Here is a 22,778-nt window from a genome sequence, read left to right on the forward strand (position 1 = left end):
CCGGGGCGTGGGACGACACAGCCGACCCAAGGGCTCCAGCGGCGCGGACCCGATACCCGAGGCGCGCGTGACGCCGCCGGCCGAGCGGCCGGGCCCCTCGTCCGGCGGCCGGCGCAGGCGCGACACCCAGGACGGCGGCCCCGGTGACGGCGGCGGGACCTGGCCCAGGGACGCGGCCCTCCACCAGGAGCAGGCCCGGCCGCAGGACCCGGCCCGGCGCACCGAGTCGGCGTGGCCGCACGACCCCGCCCGACCACAGGACGCGGTGCTGCGCCAGGAGCCGGCCCCTCACCACGGTCCGGACCGGCGGCACGCCACCGGCACGCCCGCCTTCGGCACCCCGCAGGTGCGCGGCGGACACCCCCAGCACCACGAGGGCGGGGCGCCCGAGCGGCACGCGAGGCCGTACCCGCTCCAGCAGGGCGCCGCGGGCCGCATACCGGGACCGCGCCGCGCCTACACCGAGGCCTTCGACGGTCCCGGCGCGACCGGCGCCCCCCGCACCGCGGGCATCCCCGCGCCCGCCAAGGGTGAACCCGGGACGCCCGCGCCCGACGCCACGGACAACACCTCCCGGGCGACCGGGACGCGCCGGACGGACAAGGACGCCAAGGGATCCGGGGGGTCCAAGGACGTCAGGGCAGCCGGGGCAGCCAAGGACGTCAGGGACGCCAGGGACGCCAAGGACGTCAGGGACGTCAGGGACGCCAGGGACGCCAAGGACGTCAGGGACGCCTGGGACGCCAAGGACGTCAGGGACGCCAAGGACCCGGCGGGCTCCAAGGTCTCCAAGGGGCGGACGTTCACCGGGATCGCGGCCGCCGCGGTGACCACCGTGCTCGCGGTCGTCGTCGCCGGACAGGTCACGTCCGACGGCGGCAAGCACGAGGTCGCGAGCCAGTCGGCAAGTGACAAGGGCCGGGCGGACGACGGCTCGGCCTCCCGCGGCAGCGGCCGGTCCACGCCCCAGGTGGCGCCGGCGGCGCAGACGTACGACCAGAAGATGGCCGAACAGTTCCCCCTCGACGCGAACCTCAAGGGCTCCGGCGAGTTCGAGCCGGTGCCGGGGGCCGACCCCGCGCCGGGCAAGGGGATCAAGTACCGCTACCGGGTCGACATCGAGAAGGGACTCGACCTGGACGGCACTCTGTTCGCCGAGGCCGTGCAGAAGACCCTGAACGACGACCGCAGTTGGGGGCACGCCGGGAAGATGACCTTCGAACGGGTCTCCTCGGGCAAGCCGGACTTCGTGATCACGCTGGCCAGCCCCGGTACCACCGGGGTCTGGTGTGCCAAGTCGAGTCTGGACACCACCGAGGACAACGTCTCCTGCGACTCGGCCGCCACCGACCGCGTGATGATCAACGCGTTCCGCTGGGCGCAGGGCTCGGAGACGTTCGGGTGGGGCAAGGCGATGCTGGCGTACCGGCAGATGCTCATCAACCACGAGGTCGGTCACCGGCTCGGCCACGACCACACGAGCTGCCGCAAGGCCGGCACACTCGCGCCCGTGATGCAGCAGCAGACCAAGACCCTCGACCTCAACGGGATCAAGTGCCTGCCCAACCCCTGGGTGTATCCCACGAGTTGACGCCGACCCGGTGTGACATGTCCAGCGTGCGGGACCCTTTCGCAGGGCCGGAGTCCGGCGTCGGGGCTGACATCACGTCCACCCCGGCCACCACCCGGGCCGATCCGGTAACCCGCGCCCCCCGGTTCGGACAAGAGCGCGTCGGCGTACGTCCGACCCCGCAGCGGCCCGCCGCCCGCCGTGCCGCCCGTCACCCCTCGCCGCCCAAGGGTGGGCCCGTGGCGTAGCCGAGAGTGAGCGACGCGTCCCTTAGCGCGACCGAACGCCGCCGGGTTGAGAAAGTCACGTGCATTCACCCCTTCCGGTGGCGCGACGGACAACCGTCCATCGCGCCACCGGCATCGCCCTTACGTTCTTCCCGCTGCGAGTCGCCGTTGCCAACGGTGGCCGCCCACAAGGGAGATCGGGGGTGCGCACATGCGGATCGGACTGCTGACCGACGGCGGACATCCGTACCCGACCGGCGAGACGGGGCGGTGGTGCGACCGGCTCGTGCGCGGGCTCGCGCGGCACGAGTTCGACATATACGCGCTGGGCGGTGGCGCGAGCGCCGAAGGGCAGGGCCTGCCCGCTCTGCCCCCGCAGGTGCGCCGGGTGCTCACCGCGACGCCGCAGGCCCCCGCCGGGCGCCGCCCCCCGCGCCGGGAGCGCGGTGAGGGGCGCGGCTACGGACGGCGGGAACGCCAGGCGTTCGTCGCGCACTTCGGACGCCTGGCCGCCGCGATCTGCGCCGACGACCCCGCCACCCCGGCCGCCAGCGGCGGCGAGGACTTCGCCGACGGCCTGTACGGACTCGCCGCCCTCGCCCGCGACCATGGCGGGCTCGCCGGTGAACTGCGCTCCGAGACGGCCGTCCGCATCCTGGAGGGCGCCTGCCGCGCGCCCGGCGCGAACCGCGCCGTGCGCGCCGCCCGGGTCCCCGACCACCTCGCCTTCGCGAGCGAGCTCGAACGCGCCCTGCGCCCGCTCTCCCTCGACTGGTACGGCGACGACACCCTCGGCTCCGTCGACCTCAGCCACGCCGCGTCCGGCGGCCGCGCGGCGCTGCCCGGGCTCCTGGCCAAACGCTTCTGCGGGGTGCCGCTCCTGGTCACCGAGTACGGCGTCCAGCTGCGCGCCCACTACCTCACCGGCTCCCAACTGGGCGCCCCAGCGCGGGCGTTGCGGTACGGCTTCGAGCGTCGGCTCGCCGCCGAGGTGTACACCCAGGCCGAGCTGATCACCCCCGGCAACGCCCACACCAGGCGCTGGCAGGAGCGCTGCGGCGCCGACCGCGCCAAGCTCCGCACCGTCCACCCCGGCCTGTCGGCCGACCGGTTCCACGCGGTGGGGGAGGGCGCGTACGACGCGGACCCGGGCACCCTGGTGTGGGTCGGCCGGGCCGAGCCCGCCAAGGACATCATCGCCCTGCTGCACGCCTTCGCCGAGGTCCGCAAGGCCGAACCCGGCGCGCGCCTGCGGCTGTTCGCGGCGCCCGCGCGGGACGCGGAGTGCGCCGGCTACCTCGCCCACTGTCGCGCGCTCGCCGCCCACCTCTTCCCCGACGAGGCCACGGGCGCCCACGCGGTCGGCGACAACCCCGTCTCGTTCGAGGAGATCGGCGGCCCCGAGGCGCCCGGGCTCGCCGACGCGTACGCCACCGCGAGCGTCGTCGTCCTGTCCAGCGTCGTCGAGGGCTTCCCGCTCAGCCTCGTCGAAGCGATGTTCTGCGGCCGGGCCACCGTCTCCACCGACACCGGCGCGGTCGTCGAGGTCATCGGCGGCACGGGCCTCGTGGTGCCACCGCGCAACCCCCGCGCGCTCGCCGACGCCTGCCTCGCCCTGCTGCGCGACCCCGAACGGCGGGCGCGCCTGGGCGCCGCCGCCCGGGCCCGCGCGCTCGAACTGTTCACCGTCGAGCAGAATCTCGCGGCATTTCGCGGCATTTACCTGGAGCTCATGTCACACAACCCGGTCCGTCGCGAGAGCGCCGACGGCACGGCCGCGCCCCAGCCCTTCGCACACCCCGCCGAAGCGCATGTGCCGGGCCGCTGGGCGGCGCCCGCCGCCACCCGGGGCCCCATGGTCCCCGCCCGCCCGGCCGCCCTCCTGACGAGGGAGCGGCCCGCCGCGCGGGAAGCAGCAAAAGGGGCGGCGCATGAGTGACCTCACCTCCGCCGAGCCGGCCGGCGCCCGGCCGGTCAAGAGCGCCGAGGTGCCACGGCGCGGCGGCCCCGCCGACCCCGTCAAGGCGCTGATGCACCGCCACCGTGAACTGTGCGAGCGGGCCGTCGACCCGCTGGAGATCGCGGCGGGCCTCGAAGCGCACGGCGTCACCGACCGCACCGCCGCGCGCTTTCGGCACCGCGACGTCTTCTCGCTCGCCGAAGAGCTCTACGCCCGCGTACCGCGCGAGGACGCGCAGGACGGCGACGAACAGGCCGCCCACGCCCGGGAGTTGACGGCGGCCATCGCCGGGTGGGCGCCGTGGGCGCCGCTGCCGGGCGTCGTCTGCGTCCTCACTGTCACCGGCGCGCGGGCCGCGACCGGCGCGCTCCGCCCGGCGCTCGTCCTCCTCGGGGCCCTGGCCTTCGTCGCGGCCCTCACCCTGGCGCTGCGGCGCGGCCCCCTGCGGGCGGCCCCGCGCGCCGGCCTGACCGTCCGGCTCTGCGCCGGCTGGCTCATGGCGTACGCGATCGGCGGCGACGCGCTGCTCGCCGACGCCGTGCGCGGCGGGCCCGACGGGGGCTGGCCGCTGGACCCGGCGGCGGCCACCGGTCTGGCGTTCGCCGTCGTGCCCGGCCTGTGGTGCGCCCACCTCTTCTCCGTGCGGGCCCGCCGCGAGCTCGTGTCGAGCCGGGGACTCGCCGAGTTCTCCGGACGGTCCAGACCCCTCCTCCTGGCGACGGCGGCCCTGTTCGCCGCCGGTCTCGCGGTGAGCCTGACGCTCAATCAACTGGCTTATGGAGGCGAGTCGTTCGCCGGGTGCACGGCGCTCGGCATGCTGCTCTGGCTCGCCCGGCTGCTCGCGGCGCACGGCTTCGCCCGCGCCGCGGCCAAGGTGCTGGCCGCGGCCGCAGGCGCCGAACTCCTCGCGCTGTGCGCCGTGTTCGCCGGGCGCCTGCCCGGCCTCTCCCTCGTCGGCCGTCCCGTCGCGACCGCCGTCCAGAACTGGGGCGCAGGGGCCCTGCCCGCCGCCGTGTGCGGCGCCGCCGCCCTCGCCCTGCTCGCCCGGGCCGCCGCGGTACTCGCCCGCGCCACGGCCCACCGTGACCAGTGAGGCGCCCGACGACCGACGCGCCCACCCCACCGAAGCGCCGGACCCGCCCGACCACGCCACACGGCGGGCGGCAAGGCATTGAAGGAGAACGACACATGACCGCCGCCCTGCCCCCGGCCTCCGGCCGCCCGCACGGAAGGACCGTGCGATGAGGGTGCTGCTGCTCGGAGCCAACGGATACCTCGGCCGGTTCGTCGCCGACCGCCTGCTCGCCGACCCCGCCGTCCAGCTCACCGCACTCGGGCGCGGTGACGACGCCGACGTACGGTTCGACCTCGCCACCGGCAGCCCGGGAGCCCTCACCCGCTTCCTCGACGCCGTGCATCCCGGGGTCGTCGTCAACTGCGCCGGCGCGATCCGTGGCGGCGCGCGCGAACTGACCCGGCACAACACTGTCGCCGTCGCCACCGTCTGCGAGGCCCTGCGCCGCAGCGGCTGCGGCGCGCGTCTGGTGCAGCTCGGCTGCGCCTCGGAGTACGGGCCCTCCCAGCCCGGCTCGTCGACCGCCGAGGACGCGGTGCCGCGCCCCGGGGGACCGTACGGCGTCTCCAAGCTCGCCGCGACCGAACTCGTCCTCGGCTCCGGGCTCGACGCGATCGTGCTGCGCGTCTTCTCACCCGTCGGTCCCGGCACCCCGGCCGGCTCCCCGCTCGGCCGGCTCGCCGAGGCGATGCGCCGCGCCATGCAGTCCGGCGACGGCGAGCTGAAGCTCGGCGGGCTCGGGGTGCAGCGGGACTTCGTGGACGTACGCGATGTGGCGCGGGCCGTGCACGCCGCCTCGCTCTCGGCCGCCCAGGGCGTGGTCAACATCGGCACCGGCCGCTCGGTGAAGCTGCGCGACGCGGCCGCCGTGCTCGCCAGGGTCGCCGGATACGCGGGCGCCCTGCACGAACTGGACGGGCCGCCCGGCATGCGGCCCGGGCACATCGGCGCCCCGCGCTCCGGCGAGGCCGCGCTCGACCACCTGGCCACGCCCTCGCCCTACCCCGACGGCTGCGGCAGCTGGCAGCAGGCCGATGTGCGCACCGCGCGCGACCGGCTCGGCTGGCGGCCCCGGATCAATCTGGAGGAGTCGCTGGCCGACATCTGGATGGAGGCGGCATGCCGCATCTGACCAGGACCGCGCGGCAGCGCGCGGCGACCGGCGCCGGCCGGCTCGGCCTCGGGGTCCCCGGTTACGCCCACCCGCTCGTCGCCCCCGTCGAATGGGCCGAACTGACGCGCCCGGGAACGCCGTTGCACTGGGCCGTGCTCAATGTGTCCGGCGGAGGCACGGGCGGCCCGGGCACGCGGCCCGATCCGCACTGCCTGGAAGCGGCCGGAAAACTGCGCAACGCCGGGATCCGGGTGCTCGGCCACCTCGACGCGGCGTACGGGCACCGCCCCTTCGGCGAGCAGATCGCCGAGGCGCACCGCTACCTCGACTGGTACCGGGTCGACGGCTTCCTCCTGGACCGCTGTCCCACAGGGCGAGACGAGCTTCCCGCCATGCGGCGCACGGCGGAGACCCTGCGGGCGCTGCGCGAGGGCGCCCACCTGGTCCTCGGGCACGGCACCCACCCGTGTCCCGGATACGCCGAGATCGCCGACCAGCTGATCACCTACACCGGCCCCTGGCACGACTACCGGTGGTCGCAGGTGGCCGAATGGACCGCCGAGTACCCGCCGGAGCGCTTCTGCCACCTGGTGCACGGGGTGCCGAGGAGTCATCTGGAGGAGGCGCTGCGGATCGCCCGATGGCAGGGCGCGGGCACGGTCTACTTCACGGACCGCGCCGACCGGGCCCCCCGGGGAAGGGGCGCAGTGGACCCCTTCGAGACGCTGCCCGGCTACTGGGACGAAATTGTCTCGCGGATCGGACCTGGTATCTCGGAATGAGAGGGGGCGTGGCAGTGTTGCGGAGAGAACAACCGTACTGACATACCGACCGACTGCGTAAATTGAGGTTCACGTGTCGCTGCCACCCCTGGTCGAGCCAGCAGCTGAGCTCACCGTAGACGAGGTCCGCAGGTACTCGCGCCACCTGATCATTCCCGACGTCGGGATGGACGGCCAGAAGCGCCTGAAGAACGCGAAGGTGCTCGCGGTGGGCGCCGGCGGTCTCGGCTCGCCGGCCCTGATGTACCTGGCCGCCGCCGGTGTCGGCACGCTCGGCATCGTGGAGTTCGACGAGGTCGACGAGTCGAACCTCCAGCGCCAGATCATCCACAGCCAGGCCGACATCGGCCGCTCCAAGGCGGAGTCCGCGCGTGACTCCGTCCTCGGCATCAATCCGTACGTGAACGTGGTCCTGCACGAAGAACGGCTCGAGGCCGAGAACGTGATGGACATCTTCAGCCAGTACGACCTGATCGTCGACGGCACGGACAACTTCGCGACCCGCTACCTGGTCAACGACGCGTGCGTGCTGCTCAACAAGCCGTACGTGTGGGGTTCGATCTACCGCTTCGACGGCCAGGCCTCGGTCTTCTGGTCCGAGCACGGTCCCTGCTACCGCTGCCTCTACCCCGAGCCCCCGCCGCCGGGCATGGTGCCCAGCTGCGCCGAGGGCGGCGTGCTCGGCGTGCTGTGCGCGTCCATCGGTTCCATCCAGGTCAACGAGGCCATCAAGCTCCTCGCGGGCATCGGCGAGCCGCTGGTCGGCCGCCTGATGATCTACGACGCCCTGGAGATGCAGTACCGCCAGGTGAAGGTCCGCAAGGACCCCGACTGCGCGGTCTGCGGCGAGAACCCGACCGTCACCGAGCTCATCGACTACGAGGCCTTCTGCGGCGTCGTGTCCGAGGAGGCCCAGGAAGCGGCGATGGGTTCGACGATCACTCCCCGGCAGCTCAAGGAGTGGATCGACGCGGACGAGAAGATCGAGATCATCGACGTCCGTGAGCCGAACGAGTACGAGATCGTCTCCATCCCGGGCGCGAAGCTGATCCCGAAGAACGAGTTCCTGATGGGCTCGGCGCTGGAATCGCTTCCCCAGGACAAGCGCATCGTCCTGCACTGCAAGACGGGCGTCCGCTCGGCGGAGGTCCTCGCGGTCCTCAAGTCCGCCGGCTTCTCCGACGCGGTCCACGTGGGCGGCGGCGTGATCGGCTGGGTCAACCAGATCGAACCGGAGAAGCCGATCTATTAGGCGCGGGTTTCGATCTGCGGGCGTCTGTGGCTGGCCGCGCAGTTCCCCGCGCCCCTGATCGGGGGCGCGGGGCTGTGCCATTGGTGCGGGTCCGCCGCGTGGGCGCGAACGCCGCTGATCGCCTCGCGCGGGTCGTCTCCATGTGGCCAAGGGGTGCGGGGAACTGCGCGAACGGCCCCCACCGGCCCGCAGGTGAAGAGCAACCCGTTACTGGCACACCGTCCCGGCGGCCGGCACCTTCCCGTCCAGCAAATACGCGTTCACCGCGCCCTGCACGCACTTGTCACCGCTGTCGTACGCCCCGTGCCCCTGCCCCTTGTACGTCAGCTCCACGCCGACGCCCGGGCCCAGTTTGTCCACCATGTTCTTGGCGCCCTGGTAGGGCGTGGCCGGGTCGCCGGTGTTGCCGACGACCACGATCGGCGGCGCGCCCGGCGCGCTCACATCGGGCGTGGTCCACTGCCCGGCGACCGGCCACTCCGAGCAGCCGAGCAGGCCCCAGGCCATGAAGTCGCCGAAGACGGGCGACGCCTTGCGGAACGCGGGCACCTTGGCCTTGGCCTGGCCGACCGTGTAACGCTGTTTGAAATCGGCGCAGTTGACGGCCGCGTTGGCCGCCTGGATGTTGCTGTACGTGCCGTCCTTGTTCCGCCCGTTCATGGAGTCCGACAGGACCAGGAGCAGGGCCCCGTCGCCGCCCTCCGCGTCGTCCACCCCCTGTTCGAGCAGCTGCCAGTACTCCTTGGAGTACAGGGCCTGCGCGATGCCGTTGGTGGCCTGGGTCCGGCCGAGGGTACGCCCGCTGCGGCCGGCCGGGATGGGCTTGGTGGCGAGCTGGGCGAGCAGCTTGACGATGACGTCCTCGACCTCCTTGACGTTCGCGCCGCGCAGCAGGCACTTGTCGCCCCGGTTCACACAGTCCTGGGCGAAGTTGTCCAGAGCGAGCTGGAAGCCCTTGGCCTGGGCGAGCGCGCCCTGTTCGACGTCGTTGGTGGGGTCGACCACTCCGTCGAAGACGGCCCGCCCGACGTTCTTGGGGAACAGATGGGCGTAGACGCCGCCGAGCTCGGTCCCGTACGAGATCCCCATGTAGTTCAGCTTCTGATCGCCGAGCACCTGGCGCAGCAGGTCCATGTCGCGGGCCGCGCTGGTGGTGCCGACGTGCGGCAGGACCTTGCCGGAGTTGTCCTGGCAGGCGGTGGCGAAGGACTTCAGGCTTGCGAGGTACGTCTTCTCCTGGGCCGCGTCGTCCGGGGTGGCGTTCTGCGCGAAGTAGGCGTCGAGCTGGGTGTCGTTCTCGCAGCGCACGGGCGCGCTGGCACCCACGCCGCGCGGGTCGAAGCTGACCAGGTCGTAGCGGGCGCGCAGGGCCTTGTAGTCGCCGGCGGCGGCGGGCAGGGTGGTGATGCCGGAGCCGCCGGGGCCGCCGAAGTTGAAGACGAGCGAGCCGACGCGGTGGGCCCGGTCGGTGGCCTCGGTGCGGATGAGGGCCAGGTCCAGGGTGCCGGCCTTGGGGTCGGCGTAGTCGAGCGGCACCTTCATGGTGGCGCACTTCCACTGGCCCCCGCCGGGCGGAGCCGAGGGCGCGGAGCCCGTTCCCTGCGCCGGGGTGGGCGCCGCGCACGGCTTCCAGCTGAGCTTCTGCGAGGCGAGCGCGGCCGGGTCGGCGCTGGTGGGGGTGAGCCCGTTGTCGTCCTTGCCCCCGCTGGAACAGCCGACGACGGTGAGCAGGAGGGCGGCGGCAGTGAACGCGGTGGCCCGGGTCCGCTTGCGTGGGGCACGGTGGTGTTCCATCTCCCCATCCTGCGGCGCGGGCACGGGGGGTGCGCGAGCGGGGCGGCCCATGCGGGTGGCGCCGTCGCGGGCCGGACCGGCGGCGCCGACGCGCGCGGGCGGGCCCGGCCCGGGCGGTCTCCGGCCCCCCCCGGATCTACCGGATCTACAACTGCCCTTTGCGCGTGAGGTAGTTGAAGCACAGCCAGCCCGGCAGCACCGGCAGCCAGAAGGTCAGCAGCCGGTACAGGAGCACCGCCGACGTCGCGGTCTCGGCGGTCATGCCCGCGATCGTCAGCGCCGTGGACAGCGCGAGCTCGACCGCGCCCACACCGCCCGGAGTGGGCGCCGCCGATCCCAGCGCGTTGGCGGTCAGGAAGACCACGGCGACGCTCGCGTAGCTCAGGGTGTGGTCGCTGCCGGTGCCGAACGCGCGGATCGAGGCATCGAGACACATCACGAAGACGCCGGTCAGCAGCAGCATGCCGCCGATCCCGGTGACCAGTTTCTGCGGCCGTTGCAGCACGTCGAGCATGCGCGGCACCACACCCGCGAACAGCGAGCGGACCCGGCTGACCACGAACTTGCGCAGGAACGGGACCGCCGTGACGACCAGGATCAGCACGGCCGCCGTGAGCAGGCCCGCGATCACCGTGCGGGACGGCGAGAGCTCCGAGGTCTGCTCGGTGCCGGTCACATAACCGAAGACCAGCAGCAGCGAGATGTGCGAGGCGAGCCCGAACAGCTGGGAGGCGCCCACGCTCGCCACCGCGAGGCCCGGACGCACCCCGGCGCGCTGGAGGAAGCGGGTGTTGAGGGCGACGCCGCCCACCGCGGCGGGGGCCACCAGCTTCACGAACGAGCCCGCGACCTGGGCCACGACCGCCCGCCAGAACGGCACCCGCTCGGGTACGAAGCCGAGCAGGCTGGCCGCCGCCGCCGGATAGGACAGCGCCGAGAACAGCGCGGCCGCCGCGACCCAGCCCCACTGCGCGTTGGCGATCAGATCGCCGAACTTGATGTTGGTGAGCTGCACGAGCAGGAAGTAGGCGGCGAAGGCCCCCGCCACGAAGCTGATCAGCGTCTTGACCTTGATGCGCTCCAGGCGCACCGGCTCGACCGGGGCCAGCGGGCGGATCAGCAGCACCTGGTGGCGGATCTGGGTGAGCAGATCGTCCTCGTGCGCCTGCTCAAGGGCCTCGTCGATGGCCAGTTTCTCGGCCTTCTTCTCCGCCTTCACCGCCTTGCGGGCGTCCGGCGCGGCCGCCTCGGGGCGGGCCGCCGCTTCCTTGGCCGCCGCTTCCTTGGCCGCCGCCGCCTCGGCGGCCTTCGCCTCCCGCGCCGCGTCCGACGCCTCAAGGACCGCCTCGCGCTCGCGCTGGGCCTGCTCGCGGCCGAGCCTGCGCAGCGTCGCGCGGGTGGACCGGCTCAGGGCAATGGGCTGGAGCAGCGGAAGGCTGTCGGCGACCGCGTCGGGGCCGAGCACGTCGAGCGCGGCGGCGACCGAACGCTCGGCGCCGACGCGCAGTCCGAACGTGGTGAGCAACTGGGCGACGTCCATCCTGAGCACGATGTCACCCGCCGCGATCTCGCCGCCGCGCAGATCGGTCACGATGACCCTGCCAAAACGATCCACCAGGATCGCGTCCCCCGCGAGCCTGCGGTGCGCGATCCGCCGCGACTGCAACGCCCGCACCTGCCGCCACGTCTCGCGCATCAGCTCGTCGGTGATCTCCTTGTCCTCCAGGGAGTCGAGGGTGCGGCCGCCGGTGTGCTCGTACACCAGCATCACGGCGTCCGGGCCGAGCTCGGAGGTGGCGATCAGCTTGGGCGCGTTCGCCCCCGCCGCGATCGCCGCGTACGCGAGCAGCGCCTCCTGCTCAAGGGCCTGCCTGAGCGACTGGATCGAGCGGCGGGTGGTGATGGAACGCAGCGTCAGACGGCGCCACACCCGGTAGAAGAAGCCCTGCGCCTGCTGTTCGCGGTCGACGACGGTGACGTCGAGCGGCGGGCCGTCCTCCAGGGTGACCAGATAGCGCCGGCCCCGTTCGCCCTGTTCGAGCGAGTCCGGCACGTCCTCGGCGCGCAGCGCCGTCACCGGGTTGAAGCCGACGTGGCGCAGGCCCGCGAGCAGGGTCTGCCCGGTGGGGCGCACATTGGGCGAGCCGACCGCGTAGAGGGCGCCGTACGCGACGGTCCAGCCGATCAGGATCGTGACGATGATCGAGAACGGTGTGGTCTGGCCGCCGACGAGCACCGCGAAGGAGTTGAGCAGCAGGACCGCCCACAGGGCCACCCGCCAGCGCGGTCTGCGTGCCATTCCCACCGCCGTCATATAGGCGATGACGGGGGCGAGATAGCCGTGTACGGGGTCGGTGAGGGCGCCGGACGCGGACTGCTGGGTCAGCGCCTCGGTGATCGAACCGGGCGCCGACTTCGACACCCACAGGTCGGTGGCGAGCGCCACGCCGTGCGCGAGCACGGCGGCGAGCACGCCGTCCGCGATCCGCAGGCCGTCGCGTTTGATCAGCCGCTCGATGGCGAAGGCGACGGGCAGCACGAGGACGGCGATGCTGGAGGCGAGGCCGGCGAGGCGGATCAGGACGTCGGGGGTGCCGGTCGTGCCCTTGGTGATGTCGTCTTCCAGGCCCGAGGTGGTGCCGTGCGCGAAGGCGGCGACGGCCAGCACGACGGCGATCGCCAGCACGCCGGTGAGCAGCCGGAGCAGGTCGGACGGGCGGTGCACGCGGGCGGGCAGCAGCGGCTCGTCGACGGAGACCCGCTCGATGGACCCGGAGTCCTCACACACACCGTCGGAGCCATTGGGTTGGGCGGCGTCGGGGGTGTCGGGTCCGTCGGGGGACGCGGGGTGGCCGGGGGCCTTGGGAGCCCCGGGGTCCCCGGCGTCGGCGGGGCCGGGGCGGACGGGTCCGCGGTCGGCTGAGTCCGAACCGGTGGTGTCCGGGCCGGTCGGGCTGGGTCCGGTGGTCTCCGGGTCGGTGGCGCCGGGTCCGGTGGTGTCCGGGCCGGTGCTGTCCGGGGCGGTGGCGCCGGGTCCGTTCGTGTCCGGGCCGGTGGTGCTGGGTCCGGTGGCGTCCGGGCTGGTCGTGCCGGGTCCGCTCGTGTTCGACCCGGTCGAGCTCGGGCCGGTCGTGTCTGAGCCGGCGGCGTCCGGGCCGGTCGTGTCTGAGCCGGCGGCGTCCGGGCCGGTCGCGCCGGGGCCGGTGTTGTCGCCCCGGTGGGCCGGGTTTTGGGGTGTGGCGGGCTGTCGCCGCGCGTCGGGGCTGCCGCTTGCCGCCGCCTCGGGTGGCTGCACGCCCCGCTCCTTCGCCGACTTGTCCGTCTTGTCGCTGTCTCGTATCACCGCTCACCGCCCGCACGATGGTGGCATGTCCCGAGATCCCGGAGGGGCAGCAGGGTGCGTTGCCGGGGCGTACGCGGTGTGAGTTGCGCCCCTTTGCCGCTCCGCGCACCGGCTGCGACCGGAAATGACCGGGACAGGCGCGACTGTCGGTGGCGTACGGCAGGATGGAGCGGATGAGCGAGCAGCGCAGCGACCGGGCGGGCGAGGCACCCGGGGAATCCGGGGTGCCCGAGGCGCCGGCGTACCCGGAGTACGCGGAACGGGTGCTCGACCTCGCCGAGCGCATCCCGCCCGGCCGGGTGATGACGTACGGGGACGTCGCGGAATGGCTCGGCGAGGGCGGCCCCCGCCAGGTCGGCCGGGTCATGTCGCTCTACGGCGCCGCGGTGCCGTGGTGGCGCGTGGTGCGCTCGGACGGCGTGCTGCTGCCGGGCCACGAACTGCGCGCGCTCGGCCACTACCGCGACGAGAGCACACCGCTGCGCGGGGCGAGCCGGTCCGCCGATGACCACACGCCGAGGCTCGACATGAAGCGGGCGCGCTGGGACGGCTCCGGCGGCGAGGCGGCACATACCTGACAGCTTGTGCCATCCGGCGTCCGTCCGGGCGGCCTGAGGACCGTAAGGATGACTCGCTGCGTCGCGGGCACGGTTCGGCGTACCGTCGAGGGTCCGCGCCGTGCGCGCGGGCCCCGTAAGCACCATCACGACCAGCACACCCACCAGGACCGGCGATCCACGTGAGCTCCTCCTCCTCCACCGGGCGTACCGCGTACCAGCAGGTACGCCGGGCGGCCCCCGGCGCGTACCGGCTGGTGCGCACACCGCCGGACCCGGTGGAGCCCCCTCTCCTTGACGCACCCCAGCGCAGGGTGGTTGACCACCGCTCGGGTCCGCTTCTGGTGCTCGCGGGGCCCGGCACCGGCAAGACCACCACGCTGGTCGAGGCGGTCGCGGCCAGGGTCGCGGAGGGCGCCGACCCCGAGCGGATCCTGGTCCTCACCTTCAGCCGCAAGGCCGCCGTCGAACTGCGCGACCGCATGGCGCTGCGGCTCGGCGCGGGCGCCAAGAGCCCGCAGGCCACCACGTTCCACTCCTACTGCTACGCCCTGGTGCGCGCGCATCGGGCCCCCAGGGACACGGAGCCGTTCGGCGATCCCCCGCGCCTGCTGTCCGGTCCCGAGCAGGACGTGGCCGTACGCGACCTCCTGGCCGGCCAGATCGACCTCCAGCGCGGCGGCCTCGCGCACGTGAGCTGGCCCGACGAACTGCGGGCCTGCCTGACCACGCGGGGCTTCGCCGACGAGGTCCGCGCGGTGCTCGCCCGCAGCCGCGAGCTGGGCCTCGGGCCCGAGGAGCTGGCCCGCTTCGCCGCGCGGGCCGGCCGCCCCGACTGGAAGGCCGCCTCCGCCTTCCTCGCCGAATACCTCGACGTCCTCGACCTCCAGGGCGTCCTCGACTACGCGGAGCTGGTGCACCGCGCGGTGCTGCTCGCCGAACGCACCCCGCCGCCGTCCTACGACGCGGTGTTCGTCGACGAGTACCAGGACACCGACCCCGCGCAGGTCAGGCTGCTGAAGGCGCTCGCGGGCGGGGGGCGCACGCTGGTCGCCTTCGGCGACCCGGACCAGTCGATCTACACCTTCCGCGGCGCCGACATCAACGGCATCCTCGGCTTCCCCGACGCCTTCGCGCGCGCCGACGGCACCCCGGCCCCCGTGGAAGTCCTCACCACCTCGCGCCGCTCGGGCACCGCGCTCCTTGCGGCGACCCGGCTCCTGACGCGCCGCATGCCGCTGCCGCGGCTGCCCTCCGAGCAGGTCCGCGCCCACCGCGACCTGCGCCCCACCCGCACCGGCGGGCGCGTGGAGACGTACACCTATCCCACGGCCTCCACCGAGCTGGACAACATCGCGGACCTGCTGCGCCGCGCCCACCTCGAAGAGGGCGTCCCCTGGCAGGAGATGGCGGTCCTGGTCCGCGCCGGCACCCGCGCCATCCCCGCACTGCGCCGCGCCCTCACCTCGGCCGGCGTCCCCGTGGACACCTCGGGCGCCGACATCGCGCTGCGCGACGAGCCGGCGGTGGCACCGCTCCTCACGGCGCTCGGGGTGGTGGCGCGAGCCGCCGTCGGGCGCGCCGCCGCGGCCCCCGGGCCCCCACCGGTCAGCCTCGTCCACCCCCGCCGCACCCCTCCGGTCACGGCCGAGGCGCCGGCCGGGCTCGACACCGAGACCGCGCACACCCTGCTCACCTCGCCGCTCGGCGGCATGGACACCGCCGACCTGCGCCGCCTCGGCCGGGCCCTGCGCGACGAGGAGCGGGCCGGGGGAGTGCGCGTCCCGGCCCCCTCGGACGTGCTGCTCGCCCGCGCCCTCGCCGAACCCGAACGGCTGGTCGCGCACGACCCCGCCTACGCCAGGGGCGCCCAGCGCCTCGCCACCCTCCTGCGCAAGGCCCGCGAGCTCCTTGAGGGCGGTGGCACGGCCGCCGAGGCGCTGTGGGAGCTGTGGAACGGCACCCCCTGGCCCCAGCGCCTGGAACGCGCGGCGCTGCGCGGCGGCGCGGGCGGCCGGGCGGCCGACCGAGACCTCGACGCCGTCTGCGCGCTGTTCGACACGGCGGCCCGCGCCGAGGAGCGCACCGGTGGCCGGGGCGCGCTCAACTTCATCGAAGAGGTCGACGCGCAGGACATAGCGGCCGACACCCTCACCCGCAGGGCCGCCCGCCCCGACGCGGTACGCCTGATGACCGCCCACCGCTCCAAGGGCCTCGAATGGAGCCTGGTCGTGGTCGCCGGGGTCCAGGAAGGGCTCTGGCCCGACCTGCGCCGGCGCGGCTCGCTCCTGGAGGCCGACCGGATCGGACGCGACGGCCTGGCCGAACCGCTCACCCCGGGCGCGCTGCTCGCCGAGGAGCGACGCCTCTTCTATGTCGCCGCCACCCGCGCGCGCGAGCGTCTGATCGTGACCGCCGTGAAGGCGCCGGCCGACGACGGCGACCAGCCCTCCCGCTTCCTCACCGAGCTCGGCGTCGAGCCCCGCGACACGACGGGCCGCCCGCGCCGCCCCCTCGCGGTCGCGGCCCTCGTCGCCGAGCTGCGCGCCACCACGGTCGATCCGGCGGCGTCCGACGCGCTGCGCGAGGCCGCCGCCGAACGCCTGGGCCGGCTCGCCGCGCTCACCGACGACGAGGGCCAGCCGCTGGTCCCCGCCGCGCACCCGCACCGCTGGTGGGGCCTGTACGAACCGACCCGCTCCGAGGTCCCGCTGCGCGACCGCGCGCTGCCGCTGGCCCTGTCCGGCAGCGCCCTCGACCAGCTCGCCAACACCTGCTCGCTGCAATGGTTCCTGGGCCGCGAGGTGAAGGCGGACGCGCCCGCGACGGCCGCACAGGGCTTCGGCAACGTGGTGCACGTACTGGCCGACGAGGTGGCGTCGGGCCGTACGCCCGCCGATCTCGCGGTCCTGATGGAACGCCTGGACTCGGTCTGGGACGCGCTGGCCTTCGACGCGCCCTGGAAGTCGCTCCAGGAGAAGCAGAACGCGCGCGCCGCCCTGGAACGCTTCCTGCGCTGGCACACCCTGGACCGCGCCGGGCGCACCCCCGTGGCCACGGAGCACGGCTTCGACGTGACCCTGGAGGCGGGGGAATACGAGGTGCGCATCCGGGGCTCCATGGACCGGGTGGAGAAGGACGTCGAAGGCCGGGCCTACGTGGTCGACTTCAAGACCGGCAAGCAGGCGCCCACCGCCGCCGAGGTGTCCGCCCATCCCCAGCTGGCCGTCTACCAGCTCGCGGTCCGCGAGGGCGCCCTGGACGAGGCCTTCGAGGGCCGCCGGCCGGACGCCGGGGGGGCCGAACTGGTCCACCTGCGCCAGGCCGCGCCCCAGCGCGAGGGCGGCGAGGCGTTCCCCAAGGTGCAGGCGCAGGAGCCGCTGGCCGGGGAGTGGGTGTCGGACCTGCTGGCCACGGCGGCGGGCAAGGTCCTGGACGAACGCTTTGCTCCGACGCCGGGGACGCACTGTGCGCACTGCGCGTTCAGGGCGTCGTGCACGGCCCAGCCGGAGGGCCGCCAGGTAGTGGAGTGACCGGCCCCCCGCGCAGTTCCCCGCGCCCCTAAGAGGTGCGTCTTCGACCGCGGGTTGTCGTGGGTCATTCGCGCGGTTCCCCGCGTCCCTTGAGGCGTGTGTGGTCGGGTGCGGGCCGTCGTGCGTTGTTCGCGCAGTTCCCCGCGCCCCCTTAGGCGGGGTCGAGGGGCGCAGCCCCCGTGGGGGCCCGGGGGCGGAGCCCCCGGAGAAAAACCCCTTCCCCCTTCCCCCTTCCCCCCTTCCCCCGGCGGGTTTCGGGGAGGGGCGGGGGGACACCCGCCGCAGGCACCCCCACCTGCACAAAACCCCCATTGTCGGCACCCCCCACTACCCTTCCTGACGTGCCCACCCACCTCACCCACCCCGACCAGCTCATAGAGCTGCTAGGCATCCCCTTCACCCCGGAGCAGACGGCCTGCATCACCGCCCCGCCCGCCCCGCAGGTCATCGTGGCCGGAGCCGGCTCGGGCAAGACGACCGTCATGGCCGCCCGGGTCGTCTGGCTGGTGGGCACCGGCCAGGTCGCGCCCGAGCAGGTCCTGGGCCTGACCTTCACCAACAAGGCGGCCGGCGAGCTCGCCGAACGCGTACGCACCGCCCTGACCAGAGCCGGCATCACCGACCCCGACGCACTCGACCCTGAGCGGGGCGAGCCCGGCATCTCCACCTACCACGCCTTCGCGGGCCGCCTCCTCACCGACCACGGCCTGCGCATGGGCCTGGAGCCCACCTCACGCCTCCTCGCCGACGCCACCCGCTTCCAGCTCGCCGCCCGGGTGCTGCGCGAGGCCCCCGGCCCCTATCCCGCGCTGACCAAGTCGTTCGCGACCCTGGTCAGCGACCTGCTGGCGCTGGACGCGGAGCTCGCGGAACACCTCGTACGCCCGGAGCGTCTGGCCGCGTACGACCAGGATCTGCTGCGCACCCTCGCGGACGCCAAGCTCAGCAACGCAGAGCTGCGCAAGGTGCCGGAGGCGGCCACCGCCCGCCTCGAACTGCTCGACCTCGCCGTGCGCTACCGGGCCGCCAAGAAGAGCCGGGACCTGCTGGACTTCGGCGACCAGATGGCCCTGTCCGCCGAGCTCGCCCTCACCCACCCCGAGGTCGGCCGGCTGCTGCGCGAGGAGTTCAAGGTGGTGCTCCTGGACGAGTACCAGGACACCTCGGTGGCCCAGCGCCGGCTGCTCGCCGCGCTCTTCGGCGGCGGCACCGGCCACGCCGTGACCGCCGTCGGCGACCCCTGCCAGGCCATCTACGGCTGGCGCGGCGCGTCGGTCGCCAACCTCGACGACTTCCCGCGCCACTTCCCGTACGCCGACGGCCGCCCCGCCACCCGCCAGGCACTCTCCGAGAACCGCCGCAGCGGCGGCCGCCTCCTGGACCTCGCCAACTCCCTTGCCGCGCCGCTGCGTTCGATGCACGCGGGAGTGGAGGCGCTGCGCCCGGCGCCCGGCGCCGAGCGGGACGGAAGCGTGCGGATCGCCCTGCTCGACACGCACGAGCAGGAGATCGACTGGCTCGCCGACTCGATCGCCCACCTGGTGCGCACCGGCAAGGCGCCCGGCGAGATCGCCGTCCTGTGCCGCACCGCCGGTGACTTCCCCGCGATCCAGGGCGCGCTGGTGGCCCGCGACATTCCCGTCGAGGTCGTCGGGCTCTCCGGCCTCCTCCACCTGCCCGAGGTCGCCGACCTGGTCGCGGTCTGCGAAGTCCTCCAGGACCCCGGCGCCAACGCCTCCCTGGTGCGGATCCTGACCGGCCCGCGCTGGCGCGTCGGCCCCCGTGACCTCGCCCTGCTCGGCCGCCGCGCGCGCGATCTCGTCCGGCGCGTCACGGGCGAGCCCGGCGACCCCGACCAGCGCCTCGCCGACGCCGTCGAGGGGGTCGACCCGGCCGAGGTGATCTCGCTCGCCGACGCCCTCGACACCTTCCTCGAAGGCGCCGAGGACGACGGGCTGCCCTTCTCCGCCGAGGCCCGCGTCCGCTTCGCGCGCCTCGCCGCCGAACTGCGCGACCTGCGCCGCTCGCTCGCCGATCCGCTCATGGACGTCCTGCACCGCGTCCTGAGCGTCACCGGCCTCGAAGTCGAACTGTCGGCGTCCCCGCACGCCTTGGCCGCCCGCCGCCGCGAGACGCTGTCCGGTTTCCTCGACACGGCGGCGGGTTTCGCCGCGCTCGACGGCGAGGCGTCCCTGCTCGCCTTCCTCGGCTTCCTGCGGACCGCGGCCCAGTACGAGAAGGGCCTGGACAACGCGCTGCCCGGCGGCGAGAACACGGTCAAGGTGCTCACCGCGCACAAGTCCAAGGGCCTGGAGTGGGACGTGGTGGCCGTGCCCGGCCTGGTCACCGGCGCGTTCCCGTCCACGAGGGCGAGGGAGGCCTGGACGTCCCAGGCGAAGGTCCTGCCGCACGCGCTGCGCGGCGACGCCCCGACGCTGCCGGCCGTCGAGACGTGGGACGCGAAGGGGCTCAAGTCGTTCAAGGAGGCGATGAAGGACCACCAGCACACCGAGGAACTGCGCCTGGGATACGTCACGTTCACCCGTCCCCGCACCCTGTTGCTCGGCTCGGGCCACTGGTGGGGCCCGAACCAGAAGAAGCCCCGGGGCCCCTCCGCCTTCCTGCACGCGCTGTACGAGCACTGCGCGGCCGGCCACGGCGAGATCGAGGCGTGGGCGGACGAACCGGCCGACGACGCGGAGAACCCCGCGCTGCGGGAGTCCGCGACGGGCCACGCCTGGCCGCTGCCGCTCGACCCGGAGTCCCTGGCCCGCCGCCGCGCCGCGGCGCAGCGGGTCCTGGCCCACATCGAGGCGGCGCCGACGCGCGAGGACGGGACGCCCTCCTCCTACGAGGACGAGGCGGACCTGGCCACGCCCTTCGAGGACGGGGCCGGGCCCTACGGGGCCGAGTCCTACGGGGTCGAGCCCTACGGAGCCGAGCCCTACGGGGATGAGCCCTACCAGGACGGGCCCTACGCGCCTGAGGAGTTCGGCGTCCCCGAGGACGAGGACGAGGACGAGAGCCTGCCCCTCGACGACTGGGACCTGCTCACCACGGAGCGCCCGACCCAGTCCGCGCCCCTCACAGGCGCGCCCGCCGCGCCCGCCGAGCCGATCGACCCCGCCAAGCTGATCGACCTTGCCGCACCCGCCGAGCCGACCGCCCCCAACACCCCCGCCGACCCTGCTGCACCCGCCAAGCCGACCGACCCCGCAGAGCACACTCGCACCCCGGCCCTCACCGACACCGGCGCCCGCGACCACACCCGCGACGAGACCCTCCGCGAGGGGACCCCCCGCACCGAGTCCCCCCTCGCCATCCCCGCCCCCCGCCTCACCCCCGAGGACCGCCGCGTCCTGCACTCCTGGGACCGCGACCTGGAAGCGCTCACCACCGAGCTGCGCAGGGCCCGCGCCACCACCCGTGAGGTCGCGGTGCCGGCCTCGCTCACCGCGTCCGAGCTGCTGCGCCTCGCCGCCGACCCGGACGGCTTCGCCCGGGAGCTGGCCCGGCCCATGCCGAGCCGCCCCCAGCCCGCCGCGCGGCGCGGCACCCGCTTCCACGCCTGGGTGGAGTCCCGCTTCGAGGAGCTTCCGCTGCCCATGCTCGGGCCCGATGAGCTGCCCGGCATGGACGACACCGAGGCCGACATCGCGGACGAGCGCGACCTGGCCGCGCTCAAGGAGGCCTTCGAGCGCACCCCGTACGCGACCCGTACCCCCTTCCGTACCGAGGCCCCCATCCAGCTGACGCTGGCGGGCCGGGTGATCAGGGGCCGGATCGACGCCGTCTACAAAGAGGGCGAGGGCGCGGGGGCCACGTACGAGATCGTCGACTGGAAGACCGGACGGCAGGCCACCGCCGACCCCCTCCAGCTGGCGGTCTACCGGGTCGCCTGGGCCGAGGAGACAGGCGTGCCGCTGGAGTCGGTCACGGCCGCGTTCGTGTACGTACGCACAGGTGAGACGGTACAGCCGAGTTGGCTGCCGGGCCGCGCCGAGCTGGAGGCGATCCTGCTCGGTCACCGTCCGCACGGCGCACCGCCCGGCCCGCGTCCGCAGGGCGGACCGGGGGACGGGCCACCGCCCCCGGCCGGATAGGCTCAAGGGCATGAGCGAGACCCCGGACAGCGCCGTCCAGACCGCCGCCGCGGCGGTGCGCGCGTACATCGAGCAGCACCGCGCCGCCTTCCTCGACGACCTCGCGCAGTGGCTGCGCATCCCGTCCGTGTCGGCCCAGCCCGACCATGCCGCGGACGTACGGCGCAGCGCCGACTGGCTCGCCGTCAAACTGCGCGAGAGCGGCTTTCCCACCGTCGAGATCCTGGACACCCCGGGCGCCCCCGCCGTCTGCGCCGAGTGGCCCTCGGGTGATCCCGGCGCGCCCACCGTCCTGGTCTATGGCCACCACGACGTGCAGCCCGCGGCCCGCGAGGACGGCTGGCACACCGACCCCTTCCAGCCGGTGATCGCGGACGGCCGGATGTACGGGCGCGGCGCCGCCGACGACAAGGGGCAGGTGTTCTTCCACACCCTGGGCGTGCGCGCGCACCTCGCCGCCACCGGGCGCACCGCCCCCGCCGTCAACCTGAAGCTTTTGATCGAGGGTGAGGAGGAGTCCGGTTCGCCGCACTTCCGCGCCCTGGTGGAGCGGCACGCCGAGCGCTTGGCGGCGGACGCCGTGATCGTCTCGGACACCGGCATGTGGTCCGAGGACACCCCCACCGTGTGCACGGGCATGCGGGGCCTGGCCGAGTGCGAGATCCGGCTGCACGGGCCCGCTCAGGACATCCACTCCGGCTCCTTCGGCGGCGCCGTCCCCAACCCGGCGACGGCTGCGGCCCGCCTGGTCGCGGCCCTGCACGACGCGGACGGACACATCACCGTGCCCGGCTTCTACGACGGCGTCGCCGAGCTGAGCGACGCCGAGCGCGAGCTCTTCGCCGAGCTGCCCTTCGACGAGGCCGAGTGGCTGACCACCGCCAAGTCGCGGGCGGCGGCGGGCGAGGCCGGTTTCTCCACCCTGGAACGCGTATGGGCCCGCCCGACCGCCGAGGTCAACGGCATCGGCGCCGGCTACCAGGGCCCCGGCGGCAAGACGGTCATTCCGTCGTCGGCGATGGTGAAGCTGTCCTTCCGTCTGGTCGCGGGGCAGGACCCGGCGCACATCGAGAAGCTCGTCACCGAGTGGGCCGCGGGCCGGGTCCCCGCCGGGATCCGGCACGAGATCGACTGGAGCGCGGGCACCCGCCCCTGTCTGACCCCGCTGGACCACCCGGCGCTCCAGGCCGTCGTGCGGGCGATGGGCACGGCCTTCGGCACGAAGGTCCGCTTCACCCGGGAGGGCGGCTCCGGGCCCGCCGCCGACCTCCAGGACGTCCTGGGAGCGCCCGTCCTGTTCCTCGGGATCTCCGTCCCCTCGGACGGCTGGCACGCGCCGAACGAGAAGGTCGAGCTCGACCTCCTGTTCAAGGGCGTCGAGACGGCGGCCCACCTGTGGAGCGATCTCGCCGCCACCACCGCATGATCCACCAGCCCGCGGCTGCGCCGGCCCGCGTCACCGGCTGAC

At 74.2% G+C, this 22,778-nt stretch carries 12 protein-coding genes; 10 read left to right on the plus strand and 2 right to left on the minus strand.

Annotation, left to right across the window (positions count from 1 at the left end):
* The first annotated feature begins 7 nt into the window (after positions 1-7).
* The 6 genes from ABR738_RS26875 to moeZ all read left to right on the plus strand — a co-directional run bounded on the left by ABR738_RS26875 (position 8) and on the right by moeZ (position 7,980).
* The gene (locus ABR738_RS26875) at positions 8-1,591 is read left to right on the plus strand and encodes a DUF3152 domain-containing protein (RefSeq protein WP_350232525.1); all 1,584 of its coding nucleotides are present in this window, start codon (positions 8-10) and stop codon (positions 1,589-1,591) included.
* 417 nt (positions 1,592-2,008) lie between these two features.
* On the plus strand, positions 2,009-3,736 hold the full coding sequence (locus ABR738_RS26880) for a glycosyltransferase (protein WP_350232526.1): 1,728 nt from the start codon (positions 2,009-2,011) through the stop codon (positions 3,734-3,736).
* Positions 3,729-4,850, plus strand: a complete 1,122-nt coding sequence (locus ABR738_RS26885) for a hypothetical protein (RefSeq protein ID WP_350232527.1) — start codon at positions 3,729-3,731, stop codon at positions 4,848-4,850. Before ABR738_RS26880 ends, ABR738_RS26885 begins: the two co-directional genes overlap by 8 nt.
* Before the next feature lie 148 nt (positions 4,851-4,998).
* Positions 4,999-5,964: an SDR family oxidoreductase gene (locus ABR738_RS26890; RefSeq protein WP_350232528.1), complete on the plus strand. Its 966-nt coding sequence runs from the start codon at positions 4,999-5,001 to the stop codon at positions 5,962-5,964.
* Positions 5,952-6,728: a spherulation-specific family 4 protein gene (locus tag ABR738_RS26895; RefSeq protein WP_350232529.1), complete on the plus strand. Its 777-nt coding sequence runs from the start codon at positions 5,952-5,954 to the stop codon at positions 6,726-6,728. Before ABR738_RS26890 ends, ABR738_RS26895 begins: the two co-directional genes overlap by 13 nt.
* 73 nt (positions 6,729-6,801) lie before the next feature.
* The gene (gene moeZ, locus ABR738_RS26900; protein ID WP_350232530.1) at positions 6,802-7,980 is read left to right on the plus strand and encodes an adenylyltransferase/sulfurtransferase MoeZ; all 1,179 of its coding nucleotides are present in this window, start codon (positions 6,802-6,804) and stop codon (positions 7,978-7,980) included.
* Positions 7,981-8,187: 207 nt separating this feature from the next.
* On the opposite strand, the gene ABR738_RS26905 is transcribed toward moeZ, so the two are convergent.
* Both ABR738_RS26905 and ABR738_RS26910 read right to left on the minus strand, forming a co-directional pair.
* Positions 8,188-9,774 carry an alpha/beta hydrolase gene (locus ABR738_RS26905; RefSeq protein WP_350232531.1) on the minus strand — a complete coding sequence of 529 codons (1,587 nt, stop codon included), beginning with the start codon at positions 9,772-9,774 and terminating at the stop codon, positions 8,188-8,190.
* Between the two features lie 145 nt (positions 9,775-9,919).
* Positions 9,920-13,069: a lysylphosphatidylglycerol synthase domain-containing protein gene (locus tag ABR738_RS26910; protein WP_350232532.1), complete on the minus strand. Its 3,150-nt coding sequence runs from the start codon at positions 13,067-13,069 to the stop codon at positions 9,920-9,922.
* A gap of 221 nt (positions 13,070-13,290) precedes the next feature.
* Here ABR738_RS26910 and ABR738_RS26915 point away from each other — a divergent pair, with 221 nt between their 5' ends.
* The 4 genes from ABR738_RS26915 (at position 13,291) to ABR738_RS26930 (ending at position 22,736) form a co-directional block, all read left to right on the plus strand.
* Positions 13,291-13,695, plus strand: coding sequence for an MGMT family protein (locus ABR738_RS26915; RefSeq protein WP_350232533.1), 405 nt, complete (start codon positions 13,291-13,293; stop codon positions 13,693-13,695).
* A gap of 161 nt (positions 13,696-13,856) precedes the next feature.
* Positions 13,857-17,207, plus strand: a complete 3,351-nt coding sequence (locus ABR738_RS26920; RefSeq protein WP_350232534.1) for an ATP-dependent helicase — start codon at positions 13,857-13,859, stop codon at positions 17,205-17,207.
* A 341-nt stretch (positions 17,208-17,548) separates the two neighbouring features.
* Positions 17,549-21,310: an ATP-dependent helicase gene (locus ABR738_RS26925; protein WP_350232535.1), complete on the plus strand. Its 3,762-nt coding sequence runs from the start codon at positions 17,549-17,551 to the stop codon at positions 21,308-21,310.
* 10 nt (positions 21,311-21,320) lie between these two features.
* Positions 21,321-22,736, plus strand: a complete 1,416-nt coding sequence (locus tag ABR738_RS26930; protein ID WP_350232536.1) for a dipeptidase — start codon at positions 21,321-21,323, stop codon at positions 22,734-22,736.
* Positions 22,737-22,778 lie beyond the last annotated feature (42 nt).

Origin of the sequence: Streptomyces sp. Edi4, assembly GCF_040253615.1 — a bacterium.
Taxonomy (GTDB): domain Bacteria; phylum Actinomycetota; class Actinomycetes; order Streptomycetales; family Streptomycetaceae; genus Streptomyces.

Coding starts and splice junctions, on each gene's coding strand:
- ABR738_RS26915 (WP_350232533.1), top strand. CDS start 13,291: ATGAGCGAGCAGCGCAGCGACCGGGCGGGCGAGGCACCCGGGGAATCC.
- ABR738_RS26880 (WP_350232526.1), top strand. CDS start 2,009: ATGCGGATCGGACTGCTGACCGACGGCGGACATCCGTACCCGACCGGC.
- ABR738_RS26890 (WP_350232528.1), top strand. CDS start 4,999: ATGAGGGTGCTGCTGCTCGGAGCCAACGGATACCTCGGCCGGTTCGTC.
- ABR738_RS26930 (WP_350232536.1), top strand. CDS start 21,321: ATGAGCGAGACCCCGGACAGCGCCGTCCAGACCGCCGCCGCGGCGGTG.
- ABR738_RS26885 (WP_350232527.1), top strand. CDS start 3,729: ATGAGTGACCTCACCTCCGCCGAGCCGGCCGGCGCCCGGCCGGTCAAG.
- ABR738_RS26905 (WP_350232531.1), bottom strand. CDS start 9,774: ATGGAACACCACCGTGCCCCACGCAAGCGGACCCGGGCCACCGCGTTC.
- ABR738_RS26895 (WP_350232529.1), top strand. CDS start 5,952: ATGCCGCATCTGACCAGGACCGCGCGGCAGCGCGCGGCGACCGGCGCC.